Raw genomic sequence first — 14,584 nt, forward strand, 5'->3', positions numbered from 1 at the left:
TGCCGTGCACCTCTGCCCGTTCGAGAAGGGGTTGCCGATGAGCCGCTCGGTTGCCGTCGTGACGGGCGCTGCCGGCGATATCGGCCGTGCGATCGCCTCTCGCCTGTCCGAAAGCCATGATGTGGTCGCGCTGGTCGATATCGACGCGACGGCGCTCGATGCGGCTGCCGGCGCGCTTGGGCCCTCCGATCGCTTCGCGACGATCGTCTGCGACGTGACCGACGAGGCGAGCATTCGGTCGATGGCGGAGGCTACGGCCGGCCTCGGCCTTGTGCGCACGCTGGTCAACAATGCCGGCGCGGCGCGCGCCGTCAGCCTGCACGATACGGACGGTGCCATCTGGCGGGCCGATGCGGCGCTCAATCTGGAAGCACCGTTTCTGGTGTTCCGCGCGCTGGAAGCCGCGCTGAAGGAAGCGCAGGGCTCCGTCGTCAACATTACCTCCGTCAACGGCCTCGCCGTGTTCGGCCACCCCGCCTACAGCGCTGCCAAGGCGGGGTTGATCCATCTGACGCAGTCGATTGCTGTCGAATACGGAAAGTTCGGCATCCGCGCCAATGCTGTTGCGCCGGGCACGGTTCGCACGCAGGCTTGGGAGGTGCGCGCGAGTGCCAACCCCCAGGTGTTCGAGGATGTGAAGCGCTGGTACGCGCTTCGCCGCATCGCGACGGCGGAGGATGTGGCCAACGCCGTTTTCTTCCTGGCCGGCGAGCAGGCCCGCGCCATCACCGGCGTCTGCCTCGCGGTGGATTGCGGGCTGACGGCCGGACAGGCCGAGCTGGCGCGGACCTTTTCGCAATCCGACAATTATTGACATCACGACCGTCCAGAAGGGAAACCACCATGGCAAAGGCACATAATTTCCGGCTCGAAAACAGCTGGCACCCGATCGAGGGAGAAGACTGCGGCGGCTTCGTTTTCACGCTGTTCAATCTGTCGGACGCGCCCGTTTCCGGCTTCAAGCTCGCCTATACGTCGCTGACACGGGTGATGGACGATCCCGCCTGCGGCAATGCCACCTTCCTGATGCGCAATGCCAATTTCCACCAGTTCGCCCCGCCGGAAGGCTTCGTGCTGGCGCCGGGTGGCAGCTGGCGCTTCACCGTGTCCGGTCTCTGGCGTCCGGCAAAGCACCGAACGGACGGCGCGAAATCCGCTTATCTGACGCTCGGTGACGGTGCCCATGTGCCTGTCGATGTGGACGACCTGCTTCTCGGCGGGCGTCCGGCGGAACCTGCACCCGACCTCTTGCCGAAGGGCGAAGTGACGGAGCCGTTCTACCTGCTTCCCTGGCCGAAGGCCGCAAGCCTCACGGCAGGGCATGCCGTGCCTGTCGCGCTCTACCCCGCGGAGGGAACGGGAGTCGAGGATCTGAAGGCGGTCAGCGCGGTGATTGCGCTTTACCGGCGTCTTTTCAGCGTGGGGCATGTGCCGCTGTCGCTAGCGCCGGTTCATGAAGGGCGCGCCTTGCAATTCCAACAGGCCGAAGATCTCGGAGCCGAAGGCTATACACTCGACTTCGGCGATGTCGTCATGCTTGGCTACGGCGGCCCTGCCGGCAGGCAGTACGGGCTGACGGCACTCGCCCAGATGCTGCACGGTGCCCGGACCGAAAAGGCCATGTTCCGCTTTCCCTCGGCCGGCGAAATCGCGGACGCACCGCGCTATGTCTGGCGCGGCTGCCATCTCGATGTGTCGCGGCAGTTTTATCCGGTTGCCGATGTTAACAGGCTGATCGACATTCTCGCCTGGTACCGGATGAACGTGTTCCACTGGCATCTCTCGGATGACGAGGCCTGGCGGCTGGAGATCAAGGCCTATCCGACGCTGACGACGCTCGGCGTGCTGCGTGGGCCGGAGGAGCCGATGCTGCCACAGCTCGGCAACGGCGCCGAGCCGGTCGGCGGGTTTTACTCGCAGGACGACGTGAAGGCGATCGTCGCGCATGCGCTGGCGCTGCATGTCGAGGTCGTGCCGGAGATCGACATTCCCGGCCACAGCACCGCGACGCTGGTCGCCCTGCCGGAACTTGCCGACGGGCAGGAAGCGCCCGACAGCTATCGCTCCGTCCAAGGCTTTCCTAACAATGCGTTGAACCCCGCGGTCGAGGAAACCTACGTTTTCCTTGGCAAAGTCTTCGACGAGATGGTGACGCTCTTCCCCTCGAAGCTCCTCCATATCGGCGGCGACGAGGTGGCCTCGAACACATGGATGGCGTCTCCACTCGCGCGCAAGCTGATGGCGGACGAGGGCATCGAGGGCACGTTCGGGCTGCAGAGCTATTTCATGAAGCGCATCCAGCAGATGCTGGGGACACGCGGCCGCCGTCTTGCCGGCTGGGACGAGGTTTCCCATGGCGGCGGCGTCGATCCTGAGGGAACCCTGCTGATGGCTTGGCAGAAGCCGGAGGTCGGGGTGGAACTGGCACGCCAAGGCTATGATGTGGTGATGACGCCGGGGCAGGCCTATTACCTCGATATGGTGCAGGACGAGGCCTTCCAGGAGCCGGGCGCAAGCTGGGCCGGCACCGTGCCGCCGCAGCACACCTACACGTACGAGGCGGTCGGCGATTTCCCGGAAGCGCTGCAGGCCCGCATGCGCGGCGTGCAGGCCTGCATCTGGTCGGAGCACTTCCTCAACCGCGACTATTTCAACCACCTCGTTTTCCCCCGCCTCGCAGCGGTTGCCGAGGCCGCGTGGACGCCACGGGAGCGCAAGGACTGGCAGCGGTTTGCGGCCTTGGCGCCGTTGAGCCCGAAGCTTTAGGAAAAAAACCCTCTCTGCCCTGCCGGGCATCTCCCCCACAAGGGGGGAGAAGACCTGGGGCGGGCCTCTCTTTCCTTCAGCAGGCGTTGAAGGGTGAAGCGGTGGGCCGACCGCGAGTCCTCTCCCCCCCTTGTGGGGGAGATGGCCGGCAGGCCAGAGAGGGTTTTCCTTCCTTTCTTCTTTCTCCCGCCCAACCCGAAACCCATCCAAGGGCCAGAAATCATGACCTTCCGTATCGCCGTCGGCGGCATCCATACCGAGTGCAGCACCTCTTCCCCGGTCCTGATGCGGCCCGAGGATTTTCGCGTCCTGCGCGGTCCCGATCTGCTGTCGGCCGAGAATTTTTCGTTTTTGCCAAACCCCGATGTCGCGCTGCTGCCGCTGCTTCACGCCCGCGCCGTGCCCGGCGGGCCTCTGGCGCGGGAGACCTATGAGGGGTTCAAGGCGGAATTCCTCGATCTGCTGAAGGCGTCCCTGCCGCTCGATGGCCTCTATCTCGCCATGCATGGCGCTGTGAATGTCGAGGGCATGGATGATGCGGAAGGGGACTGGATTTCGGCGGCACGCAGCGTGGTCGGGCCCGACATCCCCGTGGCGGCGAGCTACGACCTGCATGGCAACGTCACCCAGCGCATCATCGACCAGCTGGATATCTTCGCGGCCTACCGCACCGCGCCGCATATCGACACGCGCGAAACCATGGTGCGGGCCTGGTCCATGCTGATAAAGACGCTGCAGACCGGCGAAAAGCCCGGTGTCGCCTGGGCGCCGGTGCCGGTGCTGCTGCCGGGCGAGCGCACCTCCACCGAAGACGAGCCGGCGAAGAGCCTCTACGGCGCGCTGTCGCGGCACGATGCGGTGCCGGGTGTGTGGGACGCGAACCTGATGGTCGGCTATGTCTGGGCGGACGAGCCGCGCGGAACGGCCTGCGCCGTCGTGACTGGAACGGACAAGGCGGCGGCGGAAGCTGTCGCCGCCGAGATCGCGAGATCCTACTGGGATGCCCGCGAGGCCTTCCGCTTCGGTCCCGTCACCGGGCCACTCGAGGAGATGCTCGATATTGCTCAGGGGACGGAGACACGGCCGATCATCCTCGCGGATTCCGGCGACAACCCCACGGGCGGCGGCGTGGGCGACCGGGCGGATGTGCTCAACGCCCTGATCGCACGTGATTTTCAAGGCGCCGTCATCGGCGGCATCACCGACCGGCCTGCGGTGGAAGCCTGCTTTGCGGCGGGTGAGGGCGCGACCCTGTCGCTGCGGATCGGCGGCGCGCTCGATCCCGCGAGCCCTTCGGCCGAGGTTTCCGCCACCGTCGTCCGTCTCGACGACCCGGCAGGCGCTGAGGCGCGGCAGGCGGTCGTCACGGTCGGTGGCATCACGGTCATTCTCGCGGCGCGCCGGCGGCCCTACCACGATATCGCCGACTTCACCCGCCACGGCATCGACCCGAAGGGCGTGCGGCTGCTCGTGGTCAAGTCCGGCTATCTCTCGCCCGAGCTTGCGCCCATCGCCCAGCCGAACCTCATGGCCCTGACGGACGGCGTCATCAATCAGGATATCGAGCGTCTGCCCAACGAGCGGCGCCGCCGCCCGTCCTATCCTTTCGACCGGGCCTTCGATTACGTGCCGGAGCCGCAGTCGTCCGCCCGCTGGAAGTAGGCGTATCTTTGCAAGGCGTCATCGCTGAAAAATAGGCAACGGCGCCTCTCGCACCGTTGCACTTGGGGTGCGGGCGTATAAGATCGTTCGCATTCTCACATTCCCGGCGATTTGCCGTCTCCTCCAGCTGGGCCGTTCCGCGCCCTGGTGTCCCCATGAGCCTATCGATCGCGACCGCCCTCCGGGACCCGTCGCTGCGCGTCAGCGCGCTTGCCATCTTCTTCTTCGGGTTCTCCGGGGCGGCGACCCAGCCCTATCAGTCGATCATCGGCATCCGTGAACTCGGGTTGACCGATAGCGGCTATGCCAGCCTGATGTTTGCGGCGGCTGCCGTCAGCGTTACGGCAAGCGTGCTCATGGGCATCTTCGCCGACCGGCTCGGCGATTACCGCACCTCCATCCTCTATGTCGCGCTGTTCGGCATCTCCGGCTTTGCGCTCGTCTACGTCTCGGCGACGATCACTGCCTTCGTTATCGCCAAGCTCGTCCTTCTGCCCGTCTTCGGCGCGTTGAATTCGCTGATCTTCGCCAATGTGCGCGCGGCCTCCGGCGGACTGGCGCAATCGCAGCTGGTGGCGGTCAACGCGACGATGCGCGCCACCATCTCGCTTTCCTGGGTGCTGGTGCCCGGCATCGTCGGCATTGCGCTGGCGGGATCGCAATCCATGCTGCCGGCCTATCTGATCGCGGCGCTGGCCGCCGGCGTCTGCTTTATCCTTGCCGCCTTCTATCTGCCGCGGCCTTTGCCGCTCGGGACCCGGGACGATGTCGCGCGCTACCGGGTCCTCGCCTCGCTGCGTGAGGTCGTATCGCCGCGCGTCGCCCTGCGGCTTCTCGCTATCGCGCTCATTTGCTCCATGCTGTTCGTCAACGATGCGGTGCGGTCGCTGATCATCACGGGCAAGGCCGGCGGCACGGTGCGCGACATCGGTATCGTCGTCGGCGTCGTGGCGCTTCTGGAAATCGTCTTTATCCTGTTCTGGAGCGCGGCCGAGCGGCGGATCACGTCGCTGCGCTCGCTGGTCATCGGCGCCACGCTCTATGCAGTCTACATGGCGCTGCAGGGCATGGCGACGCAGACCTGGCATATCTATGCCCAGACGATCATCAGCGGCATCGCCGCCGCCGCCATCATCAGCCTGCCGATCACCTATCTGCAGGACCTCATCGCCGACCGTCCCGGCCTCGGCAGCTCGCTGATCGCCGTCAACATGTTCCTCAGCGCCGGCATCAGCGCCGTCGTCTTTGCCGCAGGCACGCGGCTTGGGGATTACAGTTTTACGTCCATCCTCGGCGGCGTCATTGGCCTCGTGGGCGTCGTCCTGCTGGTGGTGCTGGATGGGCGCAAGGGGCGGGCGAGGGCCTGAGCTGCGGTTTGCACTGAGCCGCAACGAAAAACACCGGAGCGTCGATCGCTCCGGTGTGATGTCTCGACGAAGTCTTGAGCGCGTTGGCTCAGGACGCCTTGGCGCCGGCCAGCACTTCCTCGCACCAGCTCGGGCCGCCCGGATGGCGGCGGTCGCCGACGAGGCGAACCGAACGGATGATGTAGTCGGAGGACACCGTAAGCTGTACCGAGCAGCTGAGATATTCGGTGCGGGCCGGTGACGTCTGCTTGCCGCGCGAGCCGTCCGCCTTCTTGGCGTAGGTCGCGGGAACCTTGCGGTTGCGGTAGCCGCCCTTCCACGAATAGAGCGTATCGCCGCCGCTCTGCACGTCGGCGATCGGCGGGCCGAACTGGGCGAAGAAGATGCCGGCCGGCTGTCCGGCCCAGCGGGCTTCGACCGCGTTCTGCTGCATTGGCGCAATGGTCGTGCATCCGGCAAGTACCAGCGCAAGGCCGGCAGCGGCGAAAACCCGCAAGGTCATATATCGTCCCCTTCGAAAGATCCTGAAACCGGACGCCCTGCCGCCTGCCGCCAGCCCCGTGCCGACATCGAGGCGCACCGCCCGTTCGCTCACGCCTCTAGCGCCAATCGTGTTCAAAGAAAATCGGTCGGACCCTGCCGATGCGCAATAATTTCCAAGCGTTGCCGAAAATCTCTATCACCCGCCACGCCACTTGGGCTCTGCGACATCATCCTGTCAAAAACTGACCTGAACCGATGATTTGCCGCTTGTGGAATGAAAAACGCTGTTCTATAGAAACGCCGCTGGTCACGGAGTGTAGCGCAGCCTGGTAGCGCACCACGTTCGGGACGTGGGGGTCGCAGGTTCAAATCCTGCCACTCCGACCAGCGGAAAAATGGCTTTCCCGAAGCCAACCTTTTCTTTCCCGTTATCCGCTTATTCTCACAGGACGCTTGCCGCCGTTTCGGCTGACTGCTTGCTCATTTGGTGTTCAGATCAGTGTTGCAGACCCCACGGCACTATCCGACGCGTCAGACCGGTAAAACGATCCATCAGACCAAAAGCAGCACCGGGGCGGACACGGTGATGAGCGCGGCGCCGGCAGCGACGATGATCTTGAGAAGGCTGGCGTCGAAGGACATTTTCTGCTGCTCGGTCATGCTTCACTCCCACCGCTTGTCTTATGATTTTTATGACGGGTTAACGCGCGAGGTCGGGAGAATGTTTCGAGGAGCCGGCGCGCTCCGAAGCGATTGCTTGACGTGCCGCAATGGTGCTTTTCATGAACGAGCGCCCCACCTGTGTGTATTGCCGCCGGACAAGACGGCGATCGCCTGTGGAGAGCTTTTCCGGTGAAGTCCGGTTCACTGGAAAGGCTTCAGACTGCCTCCAGAATCCGCCGTTGCAGATCCACCGCACGCGGATCGGCCAACTCCCGGCGGGGACGGTCGAGATCGATATCGATGTCCAGTGCGACGGCGCCTTCGCGCAGTACGACGACGCGGTCGGCCAGTGCCACGGCTTCCGCGACGTCATGGGTGATCAGCACGGTGGTGAAACCGCGCGCAGTCCACAGGGTTTCGAGAAGGCGGTGCATCTCGATGCGCGTCAGGGCGTCGAGAGCGCCGAAGGGCTCGTCGAGCAGGAGGATGCGCGGCTGGCTGACGAGGGCGCGAGCGAGCGCCACGCGCTGTTTCTGCCCACCGGAGAGCACGCTCGGCCAGTCGTTTTCCCGGCCTTCGAGGCCGACATCCCGAAGCGTGGCGCGGGCCGTTTCCTGCCAGTCGGGCCCGCGAGCGATACCGACATTCTCTCCCACGCGCTGCCACGGCACCAGTCGGGCTTCCTGGAAGAGGAGGCGCACATCGGGATTGAGCCCTTCGACCGTCTCACCGCCGATGGCGACGGTGCCGGAGGTCGGTTTGTCCAGCCCGGCGATGAGGCGCATCAGCGTGGACTTGCCGCCGCCCGAGCGGCCGACGACGGCGAGGAACCGGCCGGCGGGCACATCCAGCGAGAACTTCTCGAGGACGCTGAGCGCGCCGAAGCGCTTTTCCACGTTCGACAGCGACAAAGGCAGGCCGTTGACCGGGGGTGCCGACTGTCTCGTTTCCAGTCGTTGTGCCGTATGGGAAGATTTCAGTGCGAGGGTCATGGCGTTCCCTTTTCCTGGCCCTGATAGGCCGGATGCCAGGAGAGGACGCGCCGTTCGATGGCGCGCGTGGCGAGATCGGCGACCTTGCCGAGCAGGGCGTAGACGATGATGCCCAGCAGCACGACGTCCGTCTGCAGGAACTCGCGGGCATTCATGGTCATGTAGCCGATGCCGTTGGTGGCCGAGATGGTTTCCGCGACGATGAGCGTCAGCCACATGAAGCCGAGCGCGTAGCGCAGACCCACGAGGATGGAGGGCAGGGCGCCGGGCAGGATGATGCGCAGGATCATGGCGCGGCGGTTGAGCCCGTAGACCTCGGCCATCTCGACGACCTGCGGGTCGATGGTGCGCACGCCGTAGAAGGTGTTCATGTAGATCGGAAAGAACACGCCGACGGAAACGAGGAAGATCTTCGCCGTCTCGCCGATGCCGAACCAGAGGATGACGAGCGGGATGAGCGCCAGATGCGGCACGTTGCGCACCATCTGGATGGTGCTGTCGAGGAAGGTTTCGGCTGGCCGCCACAGGCCGTTGACCACGCCCAGCACAAAGCCGACGCCGCCGCCGATGAGGAGGCCGATCACCGCGCGCTGGGTGGAGGCGAGCGTGTGGTAGAGAAGCGAGCCATCGAGCAGCAGCCGCCAGAAGGCGGCGGCGACCGACGTCGGCGCGGGAATGAGGCGGGCGGTGACGAGGCCGCTGCGCGAGGCAATCTCCCAGAGGATGAGGATCGCGATCGGCAGCGCCCAAGGCGCAAGGCGTTGCCAGAGGACGCCGCCCGCTCCGGAAGCCGTGTCCGAGACCGGGCTTTTCCGCGTCACATTCGAGGTGTCGTTTTTAGATCCGGCGAGAGAGGCTTCCGCCATCAGGCGCCACCCTTGCGGACGTTATCGGCAATGACGATCGGTGCGGGGATGAGGCCGAGCGTGTGGAACGTATCGGCAATCGCCTGCTGCTGAGCGACGACGGCGTCGCTGAGCGGCGTGACGCCGAAGGACTGGCGTTCGAGCGCGATGGCGAGGACATCGCCGGGAATGCCGACGATGGGGGCGAGTTCCTGTGCGGCCGTTGCGGTGTTCGCCTTTGCCCACTGGTCGATCTCGCCGATGGCGGCGATCGTGACGTCGAGCGCTTCGGCATGGGCGTCCACGAAGGTCTTGGTGCTCAGATAGAACTGGTGGTTCGGCACGAGGTTTTCGCCGTTGCGCAGGGTGCGTGCGCCGATCGCGGCTTCGGCGGCGGCCTGGAAGGGATCCCAGATCACCCAGGCATCGACGGCGCCCTGTTCGAAGGCGGCGCGGGCATCGGCCGGCGGCAGGAACGAGGTCTTGATATCGGTATAGGCAAGCCCCGCATCTTCCAGCGCCTTGACCAGCAGGAAGTGGACGTTGGAGCCCTTGTTCAGCGCGACGTTCTTGCCCTTCAGGTCGGCAACCGTCTTGATAGGGCTGTCGGCCGGCACGAGGATGGCTTCGCCGCGGGGCGCCGGCGGCTCGTGGGCGACATAGACGAGGGGCGCGCCGGCGGCCTGTGCGAAGATCGGCGGCGTCTCGCCGGTCGAGCCGAAATCGACGGCGCCGACGTTCAGCGCTTCCAGCAGTTGCGGCCCGGCCGGGAATTCGGACCATTCCACAGTGTAGCCGATCGCCTCCAGCTTCTCCTCCAGAATGCCCTTGCCCTTCAGCAGCACCAGCGTGCCGTATTTCTGGTAGCCGACGCGGATGACCTTGTCGGCGGCGCGGGCGGGCAGGGTGCCGAGAAGGGGAAGAAGCGCCGTGCCGGCCAAAGCGGCGGTGAGGGAACGTCTGGTGATCAGCATGAGATGTGCTCCGTCGCAAGTCCGAAAGTCCCGAGGGTCAGGCCCCGGAAAATGAGTAGGTCTGTAGACTAAGCGTGGAGCCCGCCGATGACAGATATCGCATGCTCTTTTTCACGGCCTCGCGAGCATGTGTTTGTGCCGATGCGAGCGCTTACGCAAAGCATCGACCATGATCGGCCGTAGAGCGTTCAAGGACGCGCGGCGGGTGGCCGTCCTGCCGGCACCGTTTCGCCGGAAGGGCGCGCTTGAGAAAGCAATTTCACATATGCGCGAAAAAATAGTCTATTAAAACTGTGTATTTTTAGGCCTGCGTCTACGCTGTCTCCATCGGCATCCCGATCCCATCCGACTTCCCCATCCCATCGACTTCCCATGGAGACAGCGTCATGACGATCCACCAGCCACCAGACGTCGCAGAACAGCAGGGCGTGCGCCAAGCACCGAGCGTGCCGACGGGCGCACCGACCTTCAAAAGCCGGCACCCGGAGACGCTGGCGCTGCATGGCGGCAGCTTCCGGTTCGATCCGACGACCGGTGCCGTGGCGGTGCCGATCTACCAGACCTCGTCGTTCCAGATCTCCAACACGGAAACGGCCGACAAGCTCTTTGCGCTCGAAGCCCCCGGCCATCTCTATTCCCGCATCTCCAATCCCACGCAGGATGCCTTCGAGCAGCGGCTCGCCGAAATCGAAGGCGGCGCTGCGGCGCTGGCCGTTGCCTCGGGCCAGGCGGCGTCCGCCTATTCCATTCTCAATCTCGCCCGTCACGGCGACAATATCGTCAGTGCCGCAGGCCTCTACGGCGGCACCTGGGCGCTGTTTGCCGCAACGCTGAAGAGCTTCGGCATCGAGACCCGCTTCGTGGATGCGACGGATCCGGAGGCTTTCGCACGCGCGACGGACGACCGGACGCGGGCCTATTACGGGGAATCCCTGCCCAATCCAAAGCTGGAGGTGTTCCCGATCGCAGAGGTCTCGGCCATCGGGCGGCGCTTCGGCATTCCGCTGATCGTGGACAATACGGCGGCCCCCCTGATCATCCGCCCGCTGGAGCACGGTGCGGCCATCGTGGTCTACTCCACCACCAAATATATCGGCGGCCATGGCACCTCGATCGGCGGGGCGATCATCGATGGCGGAAATTTCCCGTGGCGGGACCTCGCGGAGCGGCATCCGAACCTCAACGAGCCCGACCAGAGCTATCAGGGCAAGACCTGGATCGAGAAGGCGGATGCGATCGGCTTCCACCCCTACATCCTGCGCGCGCGTGCCGTGCTGCTGCGCGATCTCGGGGCCGCCATCAGCCCGCAAAATGCGTTCAACCTGATCCAGGGTCTGGAGACGCTGCCGCTGCGCCTGCGCCAGCACAATGACAACGCGATCAAGGTGGCCGATTTCCTCCTCTCCCACCCCAAGGTGGACACGGTGATCTTCCCGAAGTTCCAGACGGGTCAGGCACGCGAAAGAGCCGAGGCCTACTTTGTTCCGGGAAGCTATGGCGCGCTTGTGGGCTTCGAGCTGAAGGGCGGCCGCGAGGCGGGGCGCCGGTTCATCGATGCGCTGACGCTCTTCTATCATCTTGCGAATATCGGCGATGCCCGGTCGCTGGCCATCCATCCCTCGACCACGACGCACTCGCAACTGAGCGTCGAGGACCAGCGGGCGGCAGGTGTGACCCCCGGATATGTCAGATTGTCGATCGGCATCGAGCATCCCGACGACATCATCGCCGATCTGCGCCAGGCGATCGACGCAGCCTGAAGATCAAGCAACCAGCAGGGGGATACCGATGACCGAGACTGCCACGCACCGCTTCACGCCACCACCCGCCTCCCGATCGGTAAGGGTGGAATGGCCGACAGTTCTTCTCGCCGTCGGCATCCACGGAGGCTTTCTGGCGGTGACGTGGTGGTGGGCGGTGCTGCCGCTGCCGCTGGTGGTCGTCATCGGCGGTTTGTTGATCGCGTGGCACGCCTCGCTGCAGCATGAGGTCATCCATCATCACCCGACACGGAGCCGGCGCATCAACGATGCGATCGGCTCCGTGCCTCTGTCTCTCTGGCTGCCATATCCGATCTACAAGGACAGCCATCTCGACCATCACCGCGACGAGTTCCTGACCGACCCGGTGGAAGATCCGGAATCCTCCTATTTCACGCAGGCCATGTGGCTCAGCCTCGGGCGTACGGGCAAGCGGCTGGCGCAGTGGAACCTGACGCTGCTCGGGCGGCTGACGATCGGGCCCGCGGTGATGCTGGCGAGCTTCCTGGCAGGCGAAGCGCGGCTTGTCTGGCGTAACGAGGCCGGCCGCCGGCGCATCTGGGCGCTGCATACGGTGGGGGTAGCGGTCGTCCTCACCTGGGTCGTCGCCATCTGCGGCATGCCGTTCTGGCTTTACTTCTTCGGCTTCGTCTATCCCGGCGCGGCCATCACCCGTCTGCGATCCTATGCCGAGCACCGCTTTGCTGAGGCGGAGGCGGAACGCACGGCCATCGTCGAGAACAGCCGCATCTTCGGGCCGGTCTTCCTGTTTAACAACCTGCATGTGCTGCATCACCGCAAGCCGGGCCTTCCCTGGTATCGCCTGCCGGCCATCTACCGGCGCGACCGGGAAGCCCTGGTGGCGGCGAATGGCGGTCTGGTCTACAATGGTTATCTCGATGTCGCCCGCCGCTTCCTGCTGCGCCCGCACGACCGCATCACGCATCCGCATCATTCCGTTTGAGGCGGGGATGATGTGAGGTCATCCATTCGAAGGGAGCCTATGCCGCAGATCTCGAATGTCGCGCCGCGTCTCGCCAGCCTCGCCATGTATGCGAACCCGGAACCCGTGGCGGCGGCAACGGCAAAGCTCTGGCAGTATCTCCGTGACAGGCTTCGTGCCGAGGGTCTGGCAAGCGTGCCCGAGGCGCTCTCGACGCTGCCTTATGACGAGGCCTGGTTGCAGCCGGATCTGCTGCTGGCGCAGACCTGCGGCTTTCCCTTCGTCAGCCGGCTACAGGGCAAGGTGCGGCTGGTCGCGACGCCGGTCTATCGCCATCCCGGCTGCGACGGCCCGGATATGTGCAGCTTTCTTATCGTGCGCAGCGACAACGCGGCGACCGCGCTGATCGACCTGAAAAGTGCCCGCGCTGCTATCAACCAGCCGGACAGCAATTCGGGTGCCAATCTCTTCCGCGCGATGGTCGCGCCGTTGGCCACGGACGGCCGCTTTTTCGGTGCTTGCCTCCAGACCGGCAGCCACGCCGCCAGTATCGATGCGGTCCGCGATGGTGCCGCGGATATCGCGGCCATCGATTGTATCACCTACGCCAACATCCTCCGCTTCGACCCCCGCCGTCTCTCCGGCATACGGGTACTTGGCGAGACGATGAAGGGGCCGGGCCTGCCGCTGATCACCCGCCTGTCCGCGCCCGATGCGGAGGTCGCGCTTATCCGGCGTGTGCTTGATGCCGCCGCGACCGATCCGGCTTTAGAGGCAGTGCGCGATCACCTCGGGCTTATCGGTTTTGCTCGGCTTGAGGATGCGGATTACGAGCCGCTGGCGGTTCTTGCCGATGGCGCGCGGGTCCTCGGCTATCCCGTGGCTGGCGCATGAGGTGACGTGAAAACGTTGCACCTTCGGCTTGACGGCCTATGTCAGAGCCTGACAATCGGTGGACGTTCCGCCGATCCGCCGCGTTGGCGGAGACAGCGAGGAAGACGCTATGACAGACCTTACCAACACACGGATCACGCTGGCCCGCCGGCCACAGGGCGCGCCGGTGGCGGAGGATTTCCACATCGAGCAGGTGTCCGTCCCCCAGCCATCCCAGGGCGAAATCCTTCTGAAAGTTCTGTATCTCTCGCTCGACCCCTATATGCGCGGGCGGATGAGCACGGCAAAATCCTATGCCAAGCCGGTCGAGATCGGTGGCGTGATGGAGGGCGGTACGGTGGCCGAGGTGGTCGCCTCGAACCATGCCGATTTCAAGCCCGGCGACATCGTCCTCTCCCATTCCGGCTGGCAGTCCTACGCGCTGTCCGACGGCAAGGGCCTGCGCAAGCTCGACCCGGATGCCGCGCCCATCTCCACGGCCCTCGGCGTTCTCGGCATGCCGGGCTTTACCGCCTATGCCGGGCTGCTCACCATCGGCCAGCCGAAGCCGGGCGAGACGGTGGTGGTGGCGGCTGCCAGCGGTGCGGTCGGCTCCGTCGTCGGGCAGATCGCCCGGATCAAGGGTGCGCGCGCCGTGGGCATTGCCGGCGGGCCGGACAAATGCGCCTTTCTGCGGGACGAACTTGGCTTCGATGTCGCGGTGGATCACCGGGCGCCGGATTTCGCCGAGCAGCTGAAGGCGTCATGCCCCGATGGCATCGACGTCTATTTTGAGAATGTCGGCGGTCACGTTTTCGAGGCGGTGTTCCCGCTGCTCAACACCTATGCGCGAGTGCCGGTCTGCGGCCTCATCGCGCATTACAACCAGGACGGACAGGCGCCTGCCGGCCCGGATCGTCTGCCGGGCTTCATGCGCCAGGTGCTCAGCCGCAGCCTGCAGATCCGCGGTTTCATCCAGACCGAGTTCAGCGACCAGCGCGACAGCTTTCTGAAGGAGGCTGCCGGCTGGATCGCCGATGGGCGGCTGCGCTACCGCGAGGACGTCGTGGAGGGGCTAGAGAACGCGCCGCAGGCCTTCATCGGGCTGCTGGAGGGCCGCAACTTCGGCAAGCTGGTCGTCAATGTCGTCTGAGCGCCAACGAACCTGTCCTGTCCGCCCGTTTTCGGACAGGACCGATGTGCGTCCGCGGCGTTTTCCCGGGCGACCGAAAAAGAGTGATCGTTTCTCCCGAAAG

Annotated in this window: 12 protein-coding genes and 1 tRNA gene; 9 read left to right on the forward strand and 4 right to left on the reverse strand. The window is 65.1% G+C overall.

Going from position 1 to position 14,584, the window contains the following annotated elements; all coding sequences use genetic code 11:
• The first annotated feature begins 37 nt into the window (after window positions 1-37).
• The 4 genes from G8E10_RS21820 to G8E10_RS21835 all read left to right on the forward strand — a co-directional run bounded on the left by G8E10_RS21820 (window position 38) and on the right by G8E10_RS21835 (window position 5,795).
• Window positions 38-814 carry an SDR family oxidoreductase gene (locus G8E10_RS21820; RefSeq protein ID WP_167130664.1) on the forward strand — a complete coding sequence of 259 codons (777 nt, stop codon included), beginning with the start codon at window positions 38-40 and terminating at the stop codon, window positions 812-814.
• A 29-nt stretch (window positions 815-843) separates the two neighbouring features.
• On the forward strand, window positions 844-2,766 hold the full coding sequence (locus G8E10_RS21825; protein ID WP_167130665.1) for a beta-N-acetylhexosaminidase: 1,923 nt from the start codon (window positions 844-846) through the stop codon (window positions 2,764-2,766).
• 222 nt (window positions 2,767-2,988) lie between these two features.
• A complete protein-coding gene (locus G8E10_RS21830) occupies window positions 2,989-4,428 on the forward strand; it encodes a M81 family metallopeptidase (protein ID WP_167130666.1) in 1,440 nt (479 codons plus the stop codon).
• A 155-nt stretch (window positions 4,429-4,583) separates the two neighbouring features.
• Window positions 4,584-5,795, forward strand: a complete 1,212-nt coding sequence (locus G8E10_RS21835) for an MFS transporter (protein ID WP_132665402.1) — start codon at window positions 4,584-4,586, stop codon at window positions 5,793-5,795.
• An 88-nt stretch (window positions 5,796-5,883) separates the two neighbouring features.
• On the opposite strand, the gene G8E10_RS21840 is transcribed toward G8E10_RS21835, so the two are convergent.
• Window positions 5,884-6,297, reverse strand: a complete 414-nt coding sequence (locus G8E10_RS21840) for a hypothetical protein (protein WP_167130667.1) — start codon at window positions 6,295-6,297, stop codon at window positions 5,884-5,886.
• Between the two features lie 291 nt (window positions 6,298-6,588).
• Between G8E10_RS21840 and G8E10_RS21845 the strand changes: the two genes are divergently transcribed.
• Window positions 6,589-6,665: transfer RNA gene (locus G8E10_RS21845), tRNA-Pro, on the forward strand.
• A 491-nt stretch (window positions 6,666-7,156) separates the two neighbouring features.
• On the opposite strand, the gene G8E10_RS21850 is transcribed toward G8E10_RS21845, so the two are convergent.
• The 3 genes from G8E10_RS21850 to G8E10_RS21860 are packed head-to-tail and all read right to left on the reverse strand — an operon-like array spanning window position 7,157 to window position 9,752.
• Window positions 7,157-7,933 (reverse strand): ABC transporter ATP-binding protein, encoded by a 777-nt coding sequence (locus G8E10_RS21850; protein ID WP_167130668.1) that lies wholly within the window; start codon window positions 7,931-7,933, stop codon window positions 7,157-7,159.
• On the reverse strand, window positions 7,930-8,799 hold the full coding sequence (locus tag G8E10_RS21855; RefSeq protein WP_167130669.1) for an ABC transporter permease subunit: 870 nt from the start codon (window positions 8,797-8,799) through the stop codon (window positions 7,930-7,932). Before G8E10_RS21855 ends, G8E10_RS21850 begins: the two co-directional genes overlap by 4 nt.
• Window positions 8,799-9,752 carry a sulfonate ABC transporter substrate-binding protein gene (locus G8E10_RS21860; protein ID WP_167130670.1) on the reverse strand — a complete coding sequence of 318 codons (954 nt, stop codon included), beginning with the start codon at window positions 9,750-9,752 and terminating at the stop codon, window positions 8,799-8,801. The genes G8E10_RS21855 and G8E10_RS21860 overlap by 1 nt, the downstream gene beginning before the upstream one ends.
• A gap of 386 nt (window positions 9,753-10,138) precedes the next feature.
• On the opposite strand from G8E10_RS21860, the gene G8E10_RS21865 reads away from it, so the two are divergent.
• The 4 genes from G8E10_RS21865 (at window position 10,139) to G8E10_RS21880 (ending at window position 14,481) form a co-directional block, all read left to right on the forward strand.
• Window positions 10,139-11,512: an O-acetylhomoserine aminocarboxypropyltransferase/cysteine synthase family protein gene (locus G8E10_RS21865; RefSeq protein ID WP_110801936.1), complete on the forward strand. Its 1,374-nt coding sequence runs from the start codon at window positions 10,139-10,141 to the stop codon at window positions 11,510-11,512.
• 28 nt (window positions 11,513-11,540) lie between these two features.
• Window positions 11,541-12,476, forward strand: coding sequence for a fatty acid desaturase (locus tag G8E10_RS21870; protein WP_110801935.1), 936 nt, complete (start codon window positions 11,541-11,543; stop codon window positions 12,474-12,476).
• Window positions 12,477-12,515: 39 nt separating this feature from the next.
• Window positions 12,516-13,349, forward strand: coding sequence for a phosphate/phosphite/phosphonate ABC transporter substrate-binding protein (locus tag G8E10_RS21875; RefSeq protein ID WP_167130671.1), 834 nt, complete (start codon window positions 12,516-12,518; stop codon window positions 13,347-13,349).
• A 109-nt stretch (window positions 13,350-13,458) separates the two neighbouring features.
• On the forward strand, window positions 13,459-14,481 hold the full coding sequence (locus G8E10_RS21880; protein WP_167130672.1) for an NADP-dependent oxidoreductase: 1,023 nt from the start codon (window positions 13,459-13,461) through the stop codon (window positions 14,479-14,481).
• Window positions 14,482-14,584: the final 103 nt, after the last annotated feature.

The sequence above is a fragment of the Ferranicluibacter rubi genome, assembly GCF_011603255.1.
GTDB lineage: Bacteria > Pseudomonadota > Alphaproteobacteria > Rhizobiales > Rhizobiaceae > Ferranicluibacter > Ferranicluibacter rubi.

What these genes read in the sequence shown, in the direction of transcription:
- G8E10_RS21820 (WP_167130664.1), top strand. Translation starts at nt 38, where the DNA reads ATGAGCCGCTCGGTTGCCGTCGTGACGGGCGCTGCCGGCGATATCGGC.
- G8E10_RS21825 (WP_167130665.1), top strand. Translation starts at nt 844, where the DNA reads ATGGCAAAGGCACATAATTTCCGGCTCGAAAACAGCTGGCACCCGATC.
- G8E10_RS21830 (WP_167130666.1), top strand. Translation starts at nt 2,989, where the DNA reads ATGACCTTCCGTATCGCCGTCGGCGGCATCCATACCGAGTGCAGCACC.
- G8E10_RS21835 (WP_132665402.1), top strand. Translation starts at nt 4,584, where the DNA reads ATGAGCCTATCGATCGCGACCGCCCTCCGGGACCCGTCGCTGCGCGTC.
- G8E10_RS21840 (WP_167130667.1), bottom strand. Translation starts at nt 6,297, where the DNA reads ATGACCTTGCGGGTTTTCGCCGCTGCCGGCCTTGCGCTGGTACTTGCC.
- G8E10_RS21850 (WP_167130668.1), bottom strand. Translation starts at nt 7,933, where the DNA reads ATGACCCTCGCACTGAAATCTTCCCATACGGCACAACGACTGGAAACG.
- G8E10_RS21855 (WP_167130669.1), bottom strand. Translation starts at nt 8,799, where the DNA reads ATGGCGGAAGCCTCTCTCGCCGGATCTAAAAACGACACCTCGAATGTG.
- G8E10_RS21860 (WP_167130670.1), bottom strand. Translation starts at nt 9,752, where the DNA reads ATGCTGATCACCAGACGTTCCCTCACCGCCGCTTTGGCCGGCACGGCG.
- G8E10_RS21865 (WP_110801936.1), top strand. Translation starts at nt 10,139, where the DNA reads ATGACGATCCACCAGCCACCAGACGTCGCAGAACAGCAGGGCGTGCGC.
- G8E10_RS21870 (WP_110801935.1), top strand. Translation starts at nt 11,541, where the DNA reads ATGACCGAGACTGCCACGCACCGCTTCACGCCACCACCCGCCTCCCGA.
- G8E10_RS21875 (WP_167130671.1), top strand. Translation starts at nt 12,516, where the DNA reads ATGCCGCAGATCTCGAATGTCGCGCCGCGTCTCGCCAGCCTCGCCATG.
- G8E10_RS21880 (WP_167130672.1), top strand. Translation starts at nt 13,459, where the DNA reads ATGACAGACCTTACCAACACACGGATCACGCTGGCCCGCCGGCCACAG.